The following is a 16,324-nucleotide window of genomic DNA, read 5'->3' on the forward strand; positions in this document are numbered from 1 at the left end:
CGGACGCGATAGACAGTCGCCAAAATAGCAACTAACAAATCGGCCAATAAAATGTCGCGAAAAGTGATGGATGTCGAGTTTTTGGACGAGATTATGATGATATTAACCTGTTTAACATAATGTACACAGATAGAAAAACAACAAGGAAAAGTTATGATTAAGAAAGTTGGCAACACCCAAATCAGCACATTACATCGACTGAGTTGTCACTGTGGAAAAGTTGAGCTGGAACTGGCGTTACCCAATGGTATTGAGAAACCGAGACGGTGTGACTGTTCTATGTGTCGACGTCGTGGCGCGATTGTCGCATCTGTACCTTTGAACGGTATTCGTATTATGCAAGGCGAAGACGTCTTGAAGCAGTATCAATTTAATACACACACTGCGAAGCACTTTTTCTGTGGCGAGTGCGGTATTTATACGCACCATCAGCGTCGTTCTGACCCGAGTGAGTATGGCTATAATGTCGGCTGCTTAGAGGGCGTCAACCCATATGAGTTGGGAGCGATTGAAGTGATGGATGGCGTTAACCATCCATCCGACCGCTAGGTTGTGTTGCAAGTTAAGTACCTGATTGTCGGTGCTTTTAAGTAAATAAACCGCTATTCATCCACAAGTGTACCGCAATACTGGCGGCATAACCCAAGGCGATGACGGGAGCCCACTTTAGGTGGCCAAAGAAGGTGTATTGTCCACGCGCGGCTCCCATTAAAGCGACGCCTGCCGCGGAGCCAATGGAAAGCAAACTGCCCCCGACACCTGCGGTTAATGTGACCAGTAGCCAGTTGCCCATCGACATGCTTGGTTCCATGGTCAGTACAGCAAACATAACCGGAATGTTATCGACGATTGCAGATAGGACACCAACCATTACGTTTGCCCAGACAGGGTTCCATTGCGTGTACATGACGTTTGAAACCAGTTCGAGGTAGCCAAGTAAACTTAAACCGCCAACACACATTACAACACCGTAGAAGAACAACAAGGTGTCCCATTCGGCTCGAGACACACGATGAAACACATCAAACGGAACCACTGAGCCTAAGCGCTTCAATGCCTGATCATCGCCATTGGCAATTGCCATAGCTGCTTTTTTTGCGAGTGAGTGTTTGAGAGTTTGGCGCAAAAAATATCCGAAAAACTGTAAGTACGCCAAGCCCATCATCATGCCTATAACGGGTGGGAAGTGCAGCACAGCATGGAAAGAGACTGCGGTGGCAATCGTCAGAATGAATAATGCGACAATACGCCTTGCCCCGCGTTTTAGCTCAACGTGTTGGTGAATCGTATTCGGTTTTGTGTTTGGAACAAACAGTGACATCAAAAACGCGGGAACCAAGTAGTTCACCAATGACGGTACAAACAACGGAATGAACTCAGCAAAGCTGACATGACCGGCTTGCCACACCATCAGGGTTGTAATATCCCCAAATGGGCTGAATGCACCGCCAGCGTTGGCTGCGATAACAATGTTGATACAAGCAAGATTGACGAACTTAGGATTATCACCAGAGACTTTCATCACTACAGCGCACATCAAAAGGGCCGTAGTTAAGTTATCGGCAATCGGTGAAATGACAAAAGCGAGAAACCCCGTCAGCCAGAACAACTTTTTGAATCCAAAACCTTTACCGACCATCCACGCTTGTAAGGCATCGAAGAGTTTGCGTTCTTCCATTGCGTTGATGTAAGTCATCGCCACGAGCAAAAACAGCAGCAACTCGGCATATTCCAACAAGTTGTGTTCTAGTGCGGATTTGGCGATTTCAGGCTGGTTGTGCTGAGCAAAGGTGTAGCCAATCAGAATCCAAATTAACCCTGCAGCGAGCAGCACTGGCTTGGATTTTCTCATTTTCAGATACTCTTCCAACATAACCAGTATGTAAGCGATCGAAAAGATAATCAGAGCCGCGTAACCGACACCAGAATTAACAAGATTCAGTTCATTGGTTGATGCAGCAAAGGTGGCGCTAGAGAACAACAAACAGCAGAAAGCCACAATTGGATAGATTGGCATAGACATTTCTCCTTTGTCTGGTTGGAGAAATATTAGCCACAAATGAATGAGTTAGTTGTGAGAGAGCTCGAATTAACAGTAGGAGTTAGGAAATGATAGTGTGCGCCACTATTTTCTGAGTGACGCAATGCTTGCTGCGCCGAATAAAACCGCAGCGGCATATAAACCGTAAGTTAACCAGTGACTAATCTCTAAAAAAGGAACGAGTCCTTGACCTGCCCACATACAGCCTCCGTTTAATGAGCAATGTTGTAATAGTCGAGCCAATTTAAAGGAAATGAACAATGTTTTTTGTGAGTGAAAGCAAATTCTGAAGGATTAGAAAGTCAAAAATTGGTCAGTGAGAGAGAAATCTCATTTTTAACTGTCTAGCTCTAACCCTTTTGAGTTAAAGCTAGCTATATCTAGAGCTGAATGCATTTAGCGTAGGAGCCATTTTTTCAACGGTGAAGTGTCAATTGCTTTCACAAGCAGTATGGTTGCAACAATCGTTGCAGGATAGATAAACACATCTTTCGCGAGGTGTTGCAGCCCGATAAATCCAGCGACATTCATCATGACAATTATGATAAGCAGATGGCTAACATATATCCCTAACACGCTAGGAGATAGTTTGAAGACCCAAGGCATGTCGCCAAAATGAGGGTGAGCCAAAAGCCACATAAAGACACCTACAGCCCAGATAACGGTACCGAATAGGAAGTCGTGCGAGTTGAAAGCGATGTCATGTTGCATCAGCCAGTAAGCTTCACCAAAATGCAGTGCCATGCCAAGAATAATGCATCGAACCGTATTGTTTCGCGACCACCGCCACTGCGCTTCTCGTGCGAAATAACCCAGAACAACTAGCAACGTGCTGAAAAAAGGCCCATTACGAGTAAAGAAAGGCGCTGGCAGGTCGGTAATGGTCGCGTAACTGCCAGCAAAGACCCCGTATATGTATAGCAATACTGCAGTTGGCAGTATCAGTTGCACCATATTGATATGCACGAGAAAGGCAATTAACGCTACGGCAATGACCAGAGCCGGAATAAACCACAGATGAACGAGTCCGCCTTCGATGAGTGAATTGATCGGGGTTGACATTAAGTACCCCCAATAACCTTGCCTTTCGGCGAGATACCCAGCCTCAGCGACCGTCTGCCATTGGAATGGCATCAGTAAACTGATCATGCTCCAAATGAGCCAAACCTTCATTAACGGTTTGGCGTAGTTCTTAAGAGTATCGATAGGTGAGTGACTCAACTTCGGCTGGATTAGATAACCCGAGATGAGAAAGAACAGCGGAACAGCAAAACGAGCCAGTTGGTTGAGCATATAGCCAACCCATGGTATCCCATCCCACTGCCAGTACGTCAGTGCCATCTGGCAATGCAAACCCACAATCGCAAGCATCGCAATGATACGTGCAAACTCTAAGCTGGCTATTTTTTGTTTCTTTGCCATTACATTGTTTACCTAAATAAAAAACTTAGGTGAAAATAGCAGGTTGTTACTGAAGTAATGCGTGAAAAAGTCAACAGACTTGCGCTTACATTGAAGCTGTTTTGAAAATTAAGACTTACTTCAAACTTCTTAATTATTAACCTATTAACGCAATCAATACCTGATTCGTGAGTCGAAAATAGCACTGAATAATGGTTAGACCAGTTAACTCGAGATTGCAAAAAAGAACGATCGTGCTAAAAATAAGACTATGCAAAAAGGAAAAGTGACAAAAGAGTTTATTCTGCAGCGGGCTTTTGAGATCGCCAGCGAAGACGGATTAGAAAGTCTTACGATTGGAGAGTTAGCCAAGCAATGCGGTATGTCGAAAAGTGGTCTGTTTGCCCACTTTAATTCGAAGTTGAATTTACAGCTATCGGTGCTTGATCACGCCAATAAAGTGTTCGCTGATCGGGTTATTGAGCCTGCTCGAGAACTCGGGGATGGCAATATCGAGCGTAAAATTCGAGGGTTGCTCGACTCTTGGATGACTTGGAATCACGCATTCCAAGGAAGTTGTATGTTTCTTGACGCTTGGAATGATACGGCAGATAAAGATTGCCCGCTTCAGGCCGGACTGCGTAAATCCATAGACACTTGGCTGAGCTATTTGGAGATCCAAATAGCGAAAGGCAAAGAGAAGCAAGAATTTTCAGCAGACTTAGATACACGCCAAGCAACGTTTGATTTGTACGGTCTCTATTTGAGTGCGCATGTTTTTTACTCAATTAAAGGTGAGCAAGAAAGCTTGCGTCTGTTTTGGCAAGGGATCGACAACTTATTTTCTCGCTGGAAAGGCTAATATCGGTTATTCGCTTCCCAGATTCGTAGACATAAAATCACAAAGAGCGGCTGAGTTCGCTCTTTCTTATCAGCGTAAAAAGCACGACCGTTCTATTTTGTGCAAAGCTGGTAGTTAAGGACATGATTATGAGTGAAAAAATTTACTTTAATACATCGCAACGTTTCAGTATTAAGCGCAGTTTGGTGAATATTAGTACTCGGTTACACCATACACTGGCCCCGTCACATGCAAAGAAGACCGCGCGCAAGCTTCTTCTGACACCGGCTCGTACGCAACCTAAAAATATTGAGCCTCAAGGGCTTATCAAAGGTGAAATTAAAGGGCATGCAGGCATCATCAAAACCTATACTTTGGGCTCTGGACCTATTTGGGTGCTAACTCATGGTTGGTCTGGAACGGCAAGTCAGTTTTATCCACTGATGGAACATATTGCGTCGAAAGGGTTTACTGCTTTGGCGTACGATCATCCGGCACATGGTGAGAGTGAGGGGCAGTATGGGCACATTCCGGGGTTTGTCAGAGGATTAGAAGATGTGTTGGATACGGTCGAGGATATTGTTGGCCTAGTTGGGCACAGCATGGGCACCGCTTCTGCTCTTGAGTGTAGGCACAGTAAATTAGAAAACAAGCCTTTGCTGCTTATTGCTCCGGTATTAAATTACGTAGAGAACTTATTCGGTAGCATTGCACGTTCCGGTTACTCGATGAAGCTTTTTAATGCTGTGGTTTCAGAAGTTGAAGACCAATTTGGTTATCCGTTACAGTCCATTGAACCGATGAAGCGTTTGTCTGAGCGTCCGTCTCACACCATTATTATTCATGATGAGCAAGACAAGTTCACCAAATACAGTGTCTCGGCAAAAGCGGCTGAAGAGATTAAAAACGTTGAGTTAGTGACAACACAAGGTCAGGGGCATGGTAGAGTGATGAAGTGTGAGCAAGTCTTCAGTAGTTTTGACCGTTTGCTCGATAGTGCTTGGTAACCCTTACTTTTACTGATTGACTCGCTCCGTTTTGCGCTAATTCGATTTGAAAGTAACACCTCAGATTTTTTCGTCTCTGGTGTTGCTCTCCTCGTTAAGAGGTTAAATCCAAAAAGGACAGCCGAAGCTGTCCTTTGTTTATTTAGCAGAAAGTCTGCAAGGCTGAAATTAGTTACAGTTAGCTACGCCAACTTCTTTCCAAACGCCCCATTCGCCAGATTGGCTAGGATCGTCACCCTGAGTCCACCATTTCGCTTCCCACGTTTTACCTGCGTGAGTCACTTGGTTACCACCTGTGTACACTGCGCTCGCATCCCATGCGTTGTCACAAGTACCAGGGTTCGGATCGGTTGTGTGCTGTGCAACAACCACTGTCGCGCTTGCCGATGAAGACGCTTTACCGTCGCTCACACTTACAGTGAAGCTTAAGCTTGTGTCTTGCGGGTATTCCGCAGCAGTGAACGTGACTTTGGAGCCTTCAACCGTTGCATTCAGACCTTGAGGTAGAGTCCAGTTGAATGTCAGGGTATCGTTGTCTGCATCGCTAGACGCAGATGCATCTACAACCACAACGTCACCAGCGTTTGCTGTTGCTGGAGCAACAACTTGCGCTATTGGTGCGCTGTTCACTGGGTCAACAACACCTGCTGGTTTCACTGTTACTACAACGAGGTCAGATGCCGTTGCACCTTCGTTATCAGACACCGTCAGCTTGAAAGTTAATTGCTCTTCAACAGTAACTTCTGCTGCATCAAAGCTTGCTTTCGCTGAGTTTGCACCTGTTAGTGCCACTGCTGTGCCAGATACTTGTTCCCAAGCGTAGCTTGCGATGGTGCCGTCAGAGTCTTTTGACAGGCTGCCATCTAGAACCACATTTGCAGGACCTGTTACCGATTGATCTGCGCCAGCGGCTGCGGTTGGCTTACGGTTTGGTTGAGGAACCACACCACCAGCCATACCTTCGTGCATCGCGTTTAGAATGTCACCGTTATCCGCGTCAATTTCCCAAGAGAATAGACCAGCAAGACCAAGAGACTTCGCGTAGCTACCTTTTGCTAGCACTGAACGGTGGTCATCAAATGTGAGCAACTCGCCCGTAGTACGGTTCCATACCCATGGTGCTTCTGCTTGTGCATCGTAGCCGTACTCGAAGCCGTTAATACCAGTGTTGTTTGCACCTAGCATGAATGACTTAATGCCTTTGTAGTCAATTACGCCATCTTCCCAAACACCTTGTGCTGTGCTGCCCTTCAGTTTACCTGTAGCAGTACCTGTCATTGGGTCGTTTGGATCGGTTAGCGTATCTGGAGTTACGCCTTCCCAGCCACGACCGTACATTGCTGTACCAAGTACTAGCTTGTTTGCAGGAACGCCTTGAGCAAGAAGAAGTTGGATGCCGTTATCTGCTGTGTAAGCAGGACCTTTGTACGGTTCGCCGTTCTCATCAACGCCACTACCGTCACACTGACCAGGACGCATGAATGAACCACAGTAAAGCGCAGTCTGGTGACCAGGAACGTTGTTCCAACCGCCGTAGAAGTCGTAAGTCATTGCGAAGATGTAATCCATGTACTGCACCGCATCTGCGTAGTCTACGTCTTCAATCTTGTCGTAACCGACACCGATAGCGGACGTTAGCTCGTAAGTACGGCCTGTCTCAGCTTCTAATTCATCAAGCATTACGCGCAGTTCACGCATCAGTGCGATGTATGCTGGGCCATCGTTTACAGGGTCGCCCTTATCGGCTGCTGCACCGCCGCCGCCAGGGAATTCCCAGTCGATATCAACACCGTCGTAGAATTTCCAAGTTTTCAGGAACTTCTTAACTGATGCGACGAATGTGTCTCGGTTTTTCTTGTCCACGAAATCGAAGAATGGGTCAGACAGTGTCCAACCACCGATCGATGGGATGATTTTTAGATCAGGGTTACGTTGTTTCAATGCCATTAGCATTGCGTAGTTACCCTTGATAGGCGTGCTGTATTCATGACCAGCTTGTGGGAAGCTCTTCTGATAAGCAGCCCAAGGGTCATGGATAACGACTTCATAATCAGGCACACCTGTACAAGCAGTTTGTAGCGCATTGAAACTGTTGCCGCCAACAGACTTCACAGACTCATTTGGGCCACAAATTGGGATAAAACCGTAAAGGATGTGAGTCAAGTTGTCGACCGGCATATTATCGACGGTGTAGTCACGGCCATAGATGCCCCATTCAACAAAATACGTACCCATCACGACGCTTGGATCGGTATTGTAGGTTTTGTTGTTTGGATCAACATTCATCGTTAGTGGCTTCAGGTGAGAACCATCGGTATCTGCAATCGTGATTTCAGCTGGTGCGCTTTTCGCACAACCTGTCGCATCACATGCTTCGATTTCCATTTGGTATAAGCCACCTTGGCCGTATTCAAACGAAGCTGTCGTTTGGCTACCAGTGATAGGGCCGCTTGCTACTTTTACACCATCAAAATAGACGTTGTAAGTGTCACCAGGTGTGCCACTCCACTGGTTAAATTTAACAGTGATCTTCGCTTGCTCATGGTATTTCACCATGTCGTAGTAGCCTGACGTGGTTTCCATCGCGAGTTCAATTTTAGAAAACTGAAGGTTGTTGGAACCGTACATATCGATACTTGGTGCGGTTGGAGCCGCAACTGCAGCACCTGATAGCGCTAAAGCAACTCCAGCTGCACATAGGTTAAATCGAATCATAACTTCTCTCTCAATCCTTGGATTCATGTTCTACCTAGAACATAGGCTGCTCTTGCACCAGATAAGATGATTGGATTTACTCCACGTGCAAAAGCATCACACTCAGCATTTCAGAGAGTTTTTTTTCGTCAAAAAAAATTAAGACGGTTTTCGAGGCACTTGAGAGAACTTAACTAAAACTCGCACTCTGTTACACAGAAAGTGTCAGACTGAGTCAATAATTTATAAAATCTCAGCAGAAACTAAAATTATTGTTTACTCAGTAACGAGTTAGTTAAATGCGATGAAGGCCTTATTTTGTTGTTTATTAAGGTTTTGTTTCATTGATATAGAAAGAGAATTGAAAGGAAAAATAGCCGTGAAGACGTATTAGTCACGGCTGAAGTGTTCACTCAACGCGGCGCGACGTTTAGAGGCTGCGCCGGTTTCTGAGCCCTGAACGGTATGCTCAAATCCTTTACGAATGAATCGCTGATCTGGAATAAGAGGCTCAATACGGCGTATTTGAGGTGAAAGATGAGAGCCCGAGATCTGATACGCGGTCTTTCCTAATCCGGTATTCAACGTGATGACCTTGCCATCGAATTCAAATTCCGTCGTAATAAGTCGATGGTTTCGGTATACCCCATCTTCAGTGAAAACGAGACGTTCTGTTTGGTAGGGTGGCGCGCCAATCTCAATCCATTCGCCGTACACCTTTTCCGGATCAATGTGGTCTTGATAGGAGAGGTGGATTTGATAGCCAAAAAACGTCAACAGACCCATCCCGAAGCAGACAAATGTACTCTTGAGGATTTTGGATTGGTGGCGAGCCAAAAATGAAAGTTTTGGTTCTTGTCGTGCTTTTCGCCTTCGGCGAGTCGAGTCCGTCATAGATCTAATTTTCTCCACTTTTTTAACATGGTGGAAACCTTCCTTTTTAAAAACAAACAATCCCGCCATTGAGACGACGAAACTATGATCTAATGTCCACTTTTACATTCAGATACACATCTTATTGATGGTTTTGTTGTTTGCTCACATTCATTACTTCGCAGTTTTTCTTGCTCGGTTTAGGTCGCCTGATTAATCCTCGCGAAAAGAGGTTCTCGCTCAGTAGCAAAGGATGTGCGTTACTACGTTGAGTTTAATGGCTTTCAAAGCTTGAGTAACGGAAAGAAACAAGGTAAAAAAGAGCGGACTTTTGATAAGGAAACCAATAATGAATATTAAGGAAAATAGCTATTTTGCTGGTAGTGTAAAATCACTAGGCTTTAACCAGAAAGATCAGGATGTTAGCGTTGGTGTGATGCTTCCTGGTGAGTACACGTTTGGTACTCAAGCACCAGAGCGTATGACGGTTGTAAAAGGTGCGCTTGTGGTCAAGCGTGTTGGCGAGAGCGATTGGACGACTTATCAAAGTGGTGAGTTTTTTGAAGTGGAAGGTAATTCTTCATTTGAGCTTCAAGTGAAAGAAGCGACTGCGTATTTATGTGAGTACTTCTAGCGTTCATTTGTTGCTCGTCATAAAACCACCTTCGGGTGGTTTTTTCGTCTATGTGCTTCACTTATAACGCATCTTTTTGGTTATTTGGGTATATACTTAATAAAAATGTACCCATCGACCAGGGAGGAAGTGATGGCAGTACAACGCAAGCATTCTGATCTCCCTCCTCGTTACGAGGACAAAGATCTCACCAATGAGCAAAGACAGCGCTTTACCGAAGTTGCCAATGCCGCTCATAAGAGACGTGAATTTTATCGACGTGCTCTAGGAAAGAGCTTAATGGGCAAAATGAAGGGCCGTGCGTTTAAAGATCACCCCACTCGTCAGCAAGACAAGCCGAACAGAACGTTGCAAGTAGTGTGGTTAATCGTATTCCTCGTTGTGGGGCTTTGGGTGATGCATGTGTTCGCTTAGTCATTAGCAAGCTTCTGGTACCGCTGGTGCATCAGATGTTGACTGTTCTTCCGTATTGCAGTGCTCATAAAAGGCGTACTGGTTTTTACCAGTATGTTTAGCTGCGTACATTGCTTTATCTGCACATCGAGTCAATTCAGACAAATCCTTTGCATCTTGCTTATAGATAGCAGCACCTACACTCATCGTTAACTCGTTAATCATATCGTAGCTTCGGTAACCTGTCGGAAACAGATTCACGATCCGTTTTAGGATGCTGTCGAGGTCATCTTTACTTTTTACATCGTAAAGCATAATTACAAACTCGTCGCCCGCAAATCGAGCGATGGAGTAGTCATGTTTATCGGTTTTTCTGTCTTTGTTGCGAATGTTATTTTTTAATCGAGTGGCGAAGGCTTGAAGTACTTGGTCACCAATATCGTGCCCGTAGGTGTCGTTGATGTGCTTGAAGTTATCGATATCGAGAAAGACCAATGCGGTGATGCTGTCATCAGATGAGTGCTTGATTTCATCGAGCTTTGCGCGCGCCCAAGTCTCAAAGCTCCAGCGATTGGCAAGCCCAGTGAGCTGGTCAAAATATGCTAACTCCTCAATCCCCTCACGATACAGTGTTTGAATGTAATTGAGGACTTTCGTGTAGTAATACGAGAACGTGTGACACACAAACGCGGTCGCTATCAGGGTCAGCATCAATCTCCGCTCTATGATTTCTGTGGCTGTTGGCAGTCGATCTAAAAAAGCGACCCCAAAAAAGATCAGTAAAATGTAGGTGCCACTGAACAACAGACCGACCTTAAACTCATTAATTAATACCAGAGTGGCGACAATAGGATATAGCCATAGCATCTTGCCTGACGGAGCGTCGTTATACAGAAGTAACAATAACCCTTCGAACATTAAGACAGCACTTAGCCATAAGTCGGCGTATTGATGGTGCCGCTGGACTTTTATTACATAACTGATTGCTAAGCATGCCAAGGCACACAAAGCATGGAAAAAGCTTAAACCCCAGTTATTCTCAAGTGATTGAGCAATGAAACCATAAGTTAAACAGGCAGCGGCGATACTGGAGCATAAAAAGACAATTTTCTTTTTTCTTGTTGAACGGATGTCCGCCATTTCTTCTAAGCGCGCCCCAGCCAATGTCGACATTACGTATCCTTGCTTAATTAACGTGTACGCTTATTCTAGGCGGTATTTTCGCGATAAATAGAACAACAAAGTTTCCAAATGTGATATCAGTCATTTTTAGTGCAAAGCCATCAGTGTGATTTGGTGCGAGTGTTCAAAGAGGAATGGTGGCGCATGCAGGTTTTCATGACGGTTCTTCATAGCTCTATATGGTTGGACTGATAACTCAAAGTAATGTATCTAGTTAGACGCATTTATATTGATTATCCTAATTCTGTTCGGTGCTCGTTGATTGAGAGTATTGTTCACCAATCTCTGCTCTACGTATCGTCAAGGCATATGTCGTTTCGAAAATGCATTAGAAATATTTTTCCGAAACAGGGCGAAATATTGTTGTCGTTATGACCAATATGCGACTAGAATCCGCGCTAAATCACAACCTCATATCGAGCTTCGTTCGAGTCACTATTTTTAAACTGCTTCACAAAATTGTGAGGCAGTTTTTAGTTGTAGGAAAGGTTACAAGCATGCCTAAAAGCCAAAACATCAACCAACGAATGTCCATCGTGGCATTAGCTTGGCCAATTCTTGTCGAAATTTTGCTACGGACGGCTTTAGGAACCAGTGACGTGTTCATGCTGAGTGGCTACTCAGACAAAGCCGTATCCGCTGTTGGTGTGATCACGCAGATTACCTTCTTTTTAATCATCGTTTCGACGTTTGTCAGTAGCGGTACGGGGATTTTGATTGCCCAATACAATGGCGCTGGACGCGAGCAAGAGTCAGTGAGCGTTGGTGTTGCGAGTATTGCGTTGTCTGTGCTCGTCGGTGTGCTATTGAGTGTGATTGCCGTGCTTGGTGCGATATATCTACTCCCGTATTACGGCTTGGAAGCGCAAGTTGAGCAGTACGCTCATGAATATCTGCTGATAAGCGGTGCGATGACGTTTAACGTTACGATTGGCGTTGTTTTTACAACTATTCTGCGTAGTCATGGTTATTCACGTTCCCCAATGGTGGTGAATTTGATCTCGGGTGTGTTCAACATCATTGGTAACTATATTGCGCTTTACCAGCCATTCGGTTTACCTGTGTATGGTGTGCAAGGCGTGGCAATAGCAACCGTCGTCAGCCAAGTCATCGGTACGTTAATGTTATGGTTTATTCTCGCTCGCAGTAGCATTGAACTACCAATGTCGACTATGAAACAAGTACCGGCAGAGATTTACAAAAAAATCTTAAAAATCGGCGGTATGAACGCGGGTGAAGTGCTGTCTTACAACGTGGCGCAAATCTGCATTGTGTACTTTGTGGTGCAAATGGGGACGGCATCGTTAGCGGCTTTCACTTATGCGCAAAACATTGCCCGTTTCTCGTTTGCTTTCGCGCTGGCAATTGGTCAGGCTGCGCAAATTCAGACCGGTTACTACATCGGTAAAGGTTGGGTGAGTAGCATTTTAAAACGCGTACAAATCTACTTCTTAGTGGGGTTTGTGGCATCAACGGCGGCAACCACACTGATTTACCTGTTTAGAGAAGAGATTCTACGCGTGTTTACCGATCAACCGGAAATACTCGCATTGGCAAGCTCGTTAGTCATGGGCTCAATTTTGCTCGAAGCCGGACGTGTGTTTAACCTGATTTTTATCGCGGGGCTCAAAGGCGCGGGTGACATCAAGTTCCCAGTGCAAATGGGGATTTTGAGTATGTGGGGATTAGGCGTGCTTTTCTCTTACATCTTTGGCATCCACTTGGGTTATGGCGTTTTAGGGGCTTGGATGGCAATCGCACTCGATGAATGGGTACGTGGTATCATCATGGCAAGACGTTGGCGCTCTCAGGTGTGGACCAAGTTTAAGGTGAGCTAACGGTTTTCGGTATTGCGCATCACGCTTATTCTGTTGTTAGAAAACAAAAAAGGCACTGTTAGTCAGTGCCTTTTTGTTATTTAAAATCGGGAAGACGTTAGAATTCGCACTCAGCTTTGAACACCATGCGCTCTTTGCTGTATGGATGATCCAGCTCTAGCATCTCAGCATGCAGGTGCAAGCGATTCGCTTTTTCGCCGTATAAACCATCACCAACCATCGGCATGTTTAACCCCATGTGATGAGCACTGTGTACACGTAGTTGGTGAGTTCTCCCTGTTTTCGGATACATGTATACCTTGCTGCGTCCATCTTTGACTTCAATCAGTTGCCAGTAGGTTTCTGCATGTTTCCCGTGTTCAAAACACACCAGTTGACGTGGGCGGTCGTCGGGGTCACCACGCATTGGCAGTGAAATTTCCCCTTCAGGCTCGTTTAATACGCCTTCGAGCAGTGCCATATAACGTTTTTTTACGCCGCGAGCCATAAACTGTTTTTGCAGACTTTTGTTCGCGCGCTTGGTTAAGGCAAACACCAAAATGCCAGAGGTCGCCATGTCGAGGCGATGAATCACAAACGGCCCTTCCACATCAGGGTACATCGCTTGTAGGCGCGTATAAGCAGAGTCCTTGATAGTTTTACCAGGCACTGAAAGTAAGCCCGAGGGCTTGTTGACGACGACCATAGCGTCGTCTTGGTAGATTATCTCTAGTTCTTTGTCTTCTGCCCAATTCTCCGCTAATGGGTTGGGTTCGACGTCCAGCCCTTGCATCATATGGCCTAAAATCGGCTGACATTTGCTGTTGCACGATGGGTAGAATTTTTTGTGTTGGCGAACTTCAGACTTTGGCGACACACCCCACCAAAATTCTGCCAGCGCCAGCGGTTTGAATTCGTGTTTAAACGCGTATTGAAGCAGTTTTGGCGCAGCACATTCCCCCGCACCTGCTGGTGGGACTGGGTTTGTGGTGTCCGCAAAAATGTCCACCAAGTCGCGTGCTTCGCCATGGTTGTTTAGAAAGCGGTATTGTTTATGCAGTTTGTGCTGCAAAGCGTTGGAGAGTGTCTTGCGCTGCTCTTTCAGATGAGCAAGTTGCTGCTCTAACTCGGCCAATCGCGCTTCTTTGATTGCAAGCTTTTCATCCCACGCTTGCTTTAAGTATTTGAGAACGTTTTTCTCGGCGACACTTTGTTTACCCAACTCATCCAACAAGATTTTGAGGTCATCGGCATTGAGCGTTTGCTCGCCCTGTTGGCGCTGTCGCTTGCGTGCTGCTCGGCCATCAATCATCACTTGGCGCTGTGTTTGCTCCTCTTGCTGATAAGCGGCTCGGTCGGCTTGGATTTGCGCTTTAAGATCCGCTAATTCCGGATTCGCGGCACAGGTTTTGTACTCCGCATTGGCGGCGTTGATGGCATCCGTTTCTGCGCGGAAGAAGCCTTCATCGGTCAGCATGTCGTACACAGGAGGGACAAATCCTGGAATCAAGTTTTGGTCAGCAATTTTGCCAGAAAACGCACTTAAAAAGCCGAGATCGCCTTGAGGGCTTTCTACTAGTAATACGCCAAACATTTTGCCTCGCCCCGTTTCTTCATTAACCAAACCAAAATCGTGTTCGAAGTCGGTTTGCGCTAATAAGTGCTGTTGCAATTGCTTTGCGGCCATAACGCAAAGAGGATGCGGCGTGTAGTAGAACGGAAACGTAAACTGCGTTGGCAATTCATAGCCAGAAATATCAGCAGTAAAACGAGTAAAACAATGTTCAGGCGAGTGCATGGTGGGTATCCGCGAGAGTAAAAAATCGAGCGAGGATTGTACCTGTTTGAGTCAAGATTGCCATGTCGGTGTTGGCACTCGCTCTTGGATTAAGAACAAGAGCGAGTGGGGAAGAGCTTATCGCAGTTTTTGTAATGCAAGCTTCCACTGTGCCGGTTTGTCGTAGTAGGCCGAGTGCGGCAAGGTCAAGTACTCGCCATTTACTTCTGCAATCAGGGTTGGATAACCACCAACGTGTAACTGTCGCATCAATTGTCGGCTAGAGCGAATTCTCTCATCTAGTTCGGCTTCGCTTAACGCCATGTTTTGCTCCCACGCATCACTTGCTAAACCTAGCGATTCTGCAATGGCTTTGAGCGTCGATGCTTCATTCACTTTTAACCCGAGCTGATAATGCGCAGATTGGATGGCCTTTAGCATGTGCCATGGATTCAGCCCCATTTTTTCCGCACTCAAGATCGCTTGTGTTGGTAGATAAGAATCAAGAACAAACGCATCTTCGCTTTTCACGCGTTGCAGATATGCTTCACCAAACGTCGCTCCGGTTTCGGTTGCAATACGAGCGTCACTGTTGATGATGTGCTGACGAAATTCAGGTTCAATCGCGCGTTTCTCAATCATACCGCCGGGATGAAGCTCTACCTTAAATTGAGAGGTGTCCATCAAGGCTTCGATGAGTGGTGATGCCCCGTAGCACCAACCACACATGGGATCGAAGAAGTAATGCACGGTTACCATGACATTTCACCAGTATGCACTTTCGCACCGATTTCTAGCGCGATTGGCAATTGAGCTTCTGGGTATTTCGCAGACATGGTGTCAATGAGTTGAACGCTGTTATTGCTGTGTTTTTTCGCTTGCTGAAAATCCTGCAAGTATTGTTGCGAGTAGCGAATGGTGTCTGCGTTCAGCTTTGTGCCTGCTTTCATGTGACCAGGAATGACCACTTGAGGTTTAAGCGCAAGCATCTCGCTAAGTTGCTGCTCCCAAGCATTGATGGCGGTTTGGTCTGCGGCATCTGCCATCCACAAATGTACGTTTGAGTACACGGCTACGTTACCTAGAATCGCTTTGTTATCTGGAATCCATAGGTAAGGGCGGTGTGCTGATGTGCCATGGTTACCACGGATTTCAATCTTATGACCTTCTAGCTCTAATGATGCTTTATCGTACGCGACAGGGATCACTGGTTTTACCGGTGCGTTTGCACCAAGCTTTGGTCCCCAGTACGCCAGCTTTCCAGCCAATTTCTCTTTAATAATTTTTTGAACCGCAGGCGTTGTGATGATCTGCGCATCAGGGAACTGTTGGTGTAAGGCCTCTGCGCCAAAGTAGTAATCTGGGTCCGCTTGGCTGATAAAAATGGTTTTAAGTGTTTTGCCTGAGTCCAGCACTTTAGCGGCAATGCGCATCGCGTCAGCTTTGGTGAATCCAGTGTCGATAACCATGGCGTCAGTCTCACCGTATACCAAGGTTGAGTTAACGTGGAAGCTGTTACCGTCGGCGTTGTAAACCTCAAGAGTAAGGGGAGAGTGGTTTGCCGCTAGAACAGGGCTTGCCATTAAAATGGATGCAGTAATCAAAGTGAATTTTTTCATAATAAGCTCCTAAAGAATTTGGGGCCAAGCGACGATGGCTTGGGA

General features: G+C 45.8%; 14 protein-coding genes. 6 read left to right on the forward strand and 8 right to left on the reverse strand.

Annotated elements, in window-relative coordinates; all coding sequences use genetic code 11:
• Window positions 1-153: 153 nt before the first annotated feature.
• Window positions 154-549, forward strand: coding sequence for a GFA family protein (locus MTF70_RS06240; protein ID WP_005374424.1), 396 nt, complete (start codon window positions 154-156; stop codon window positions 547-549).
• 37 nt (window positions 550-586) lie between these two features.
• Here the strand turns inward: MTF70_RS06240 and nhaD are convergent, their stop codons facing one another.
• Both nhaD and MTF70_RS06250 read right to left on the reverse strand, forming a co-directional pair.
• Window positions 587-2,017 (reverse strand): sodium:proton antiporter NhaD, encoded by a 1,431-nt coding sequence (gene nhaD / locus MTF70_RS06245; RefSeq protein WP_205461209.1) that lies wholly within the window; start codon window positions 2,015-2,017, stop codon window positions 587-589.
• Between the two features lie 420 nt (window positions 2,018-2,437).
• The gene (locus tag MTF70_RS06250; protein WP_205461208.1) at window positions 2,438-3,463 is read right to left on the reverse strand and encodes an acyltransferase family protein; all 1,026 of its coding nucleotides are present in this window, start codon (window positions 3,461-3,463) and stop codon (window positions 2,438-2,440) included.
• A gap of 250 nt (window positions 3,464-3,713) precedes the next feature.
• On the opposite strand from MTF70_RS06250, the gene MTF70_RS06255 reads away from it, so the two are divergent.
• A complete protein-coding gene (locus tag MTF70_RS06255; RefSeq protein ID WP_017821036.1) occupies window positions 3,714-4,304 on the forward strand; it encodes a TetR/AcrR family transcriptional regulator in 591 nt (196 codons plus the stop codon).
• Between the two features lie 128 nt (window positions 4,305-4,432).
• Complete coding sequence (locus MTF70_RS06260; RefSeq protein WP_248393868.1) at window positions 4,433-5,290, forward strand: alpha/beta fold hydrolase; 858 nt, start codon at window positions 4,433-4,435, stop codon at window positions 5,288-5,290.
• A gap of 168 nt (window positions 5,291-5,458) precedes the next feature.
• Here MTF70_RS06260 and MTF70_RS06265 read toward each other — a convergent pair whose 3' ends face one another.
• Both MTF70_RS06265 and MTF70_RS06270 read right to left on the reverse strand, forming a co-directional pair.
• On the reverse strand, window positions 5,459-8,005 hold the full coding sequence (locus tag MTF70_RS06265) for a glycosyl hydrolase family 18 protein (protein ID WP_248393876.1): 2,547 nt from the start codon (window positions 8,003-8,005) through the stop codon (window positions 5,459-5,461).
• A 369-nt stretch (window positions 8,006-8,374) separates the two neighbouring features.
• Complete coding sequence (locus MTF70_RS06270) at window positions 8,375-8,878, reverse strand: DUF2850 domain-containing protein (RefSeq protein ID WP_005374408.1); 504 nt, start codon at window positions 8,876-8,878, stop codon at window positions 8,375-8,377.
• A 328-nt stretch (window positions 8,879-9,206) separates the two neighbouring features.
• On the opposite strand from MTF70_RS06270, the gene MTF70_RS06275 reads away from it, so the two are divergent.
• Window positions 9,207-9,491: a pyrimidine/purine nucleoside phosphorylase gene (locus MTF70_RS06275; RefSeq protein ID WP_005383244.1), complete on the forward strand. Its 285-nt coding sequence runs from the start codon at window positions 9,207-9,209 to the stop codon at window positions 9,489-9,491.
• 132 nt (window positions 9,492-9,623) lie between these two features.
• Complete coding sequence (locus tag MTF70_RS06280; protein ID WP_005374405.1) at window positions 9,624-9,905, forward strand: hypothetical protein; 282 nt, start codon at window positions 9,624-9,626, stop codon at window positions 9,903-9,905.
• A 3-nt stretch (window positions 9,906-9,908) separates the two neighbouring features.
• On the opposite strand, the gene MTF70_RS06285 is transcribed toward MTF70_RS06280, so the two are convergent.
• Complete coding sequence (locus MTF70_RS06285; RefSeq protein WP_054700526.1) at window positions 9,909-11,057, reverse strand: GGDEF domain-containing protein; 1,149 nt, start codon at window positions 11,055-11,057, stop codon at window positions 9,909-9,911.
• Window positions 11,058-11,563: 506 nt separating this feature from the next.
• Between MTF70_RS06285 and MTF70_RS06290 the strand changes: the two genes are divergently transcribed.
• Entirely contained in the window at window positions 11,564-12,904 is a 1,341-nt protein-coding gene (locus MTF70_RS06290) for an MATE family efflux transporter (RefSeq protein WP_017633826.1), read from the forward strand.
• A gap of 97 nt (window positions 12,905-13,001) precedes the next feature.
• On the opposite strand, the gene MTF70_RS06295 is transcribed toward MTF70_RS06290, so the two are convergent.
• The 3 genes from MTF70_RS06295 to MTF70_RS06305 form a co-directional block, all read right to left on the reverse strand.
• Window positions 13,002-14,681, reverse strand: coding sequence for a pseudouridine synthase (locus MTF70_RS06295; protein WP_205461207.1), 1,680 nt, complete (start codon window positions 14,679-14,681; stop codon window positions 13,002-13,004).
• 117 nt (window positions 14,682-14,798) lie between these two features.
• On the reverse strand, window positions 14,799-15,419 hold the full coding sequence (locus MTF70_RS06300; protein ID WP_017633828.1) for a DsbA family protein: 621 nt from the start codon (window positions 15,417-15,419) through the stop codon (window positions 14,799-14,801).
• Complete coding sequence (locus MTF70_RS06305; RefSeq protein ID WP_176311395.1) at window positions 15,413-16,279, reverse strand: MBL fold metallo-hydrolase; 867 nt, start codon at window positions 16,277-16,279, stop codon at window positions 15,413-15,415. The genes MTF70_RS06300 and MTF70_RS06305 overlap by 7 nt, the downstream gene beginning before the upstream one ends.
• Window positions 16,280-16,324 lie beyond the last annotated feature (45 nt).

The organism is Vibrio sp. 2CM40D, from assembly GCF_023161825.1.
GTDB classification, from domain to species: domain Bacteria; phylum Pseudomonadota; class Gammaproteobacteria; order Enterobacterales; family Vibrionaceae; genus Vibrio; species Vibrio alginolyticus.

Excerpts from the sequence above, each read along its gene's own strand:
- MTF70_RS06240 (WP_005374424.1), top strand. The coding sequence starts at position 154 with ATGATTAAGAAAGTTGGCAACACCCAAATCAGCACATTACATCGACTG.
- nhaD (WP_205461209.1), bottom strand. The coding sequence starts at position 2,017 with ATGCCAATCTATCCAATTGTGGCTTTCTGCTGTTTGTTGTTCTCTAGC.
- MTF70_RS06250 (WP_205461208.1), bottom strand. The coding sequence starts at position 3,463 with ATGGCAAAGAAACAAAAAATAGCCAGCTTAGAGTTTGCACGTATCATT.
- MTF70_RS06255 (WP_017821036.1), top strand. The coding sequence starts at position 3,714 with ATGCAAAAAGGAAAAGTGACAAAAGAGTTTATTCTGCAGCGGGCTTTT.
- MTF70_RS06260 (WP_248393868.1), top strand. The coding sequence starts at position 4,433 with ATGAGTGAAAAAATTTACTTTAATACATCGCAACGTTTCAGTATTAAG.
- MTF70_RS06265 (WP_248393876.1), bottom strand. The coding sequence starts at position 8,005 with ATGATTCGATTTAACCTATGTGCAGCTGGAGTTGCTTTAGCGCTATCA.
- MTF70_RS06270 (WP_005374408.1), bottom strand. The coding sequence starts at position 8,878 with ATGACGGACTCGACTCGCCGAAGGCGAAAAGCACGACAAGAACCAAAA.
- MTF70_RS06275 (WP_005383244.1), top strand. The coding sequence starts at position 9,207 with ATGAATATTAAGGAAAATAGCTATTTTGCTGGTAGTGTAAAATCACTA.
- MTF70_RS06280 (WP_005374405.1), top strand. The coding sequence starts at position 9,624 with ATGGCAGTACAACGCAAGCATTCTGATCTCCCTCCTCGTTACGAGGAC.
- MTF70_RS06285 (WP_054700526.1), bottom strand. The coding sequence starts at position 11,057 with ATGTCGACATTGGCTGGGGCGCGCTTAGAAGAAATGGCGGACATCCGT.
- MTF70_RS06290 (WP_017633826.1), top strand. The coding sequence starts at position 11,564 with ATGCCTAAAAGCCAAAACATCAACCAACGAATGTCCATCGTGGCATTA.
- MTF70_RS06295 (WP_205461207.1), bottom strand. The coding sequence starts at position 14,681 with ATGCACTCGCCTGAACATTGTTTTACTCGTTTTACTGCTGATATTTCT.
- MTF70_RS06300 (WP_017633828.1), bottom strand. The coding sequence starts at position 15,419 with ATGGTAACCGTGCATTACTTCTTCGATCCCATGTGTGGTTGGTGCTAC.
- MTF70_RS06305 (WP_176311395.1), bottom strand. The coding sequence starts at position 16,279 with ATGAAAAAATTCACTTTGATTACTGCATCCATTTTAATGGCAAGCCCT.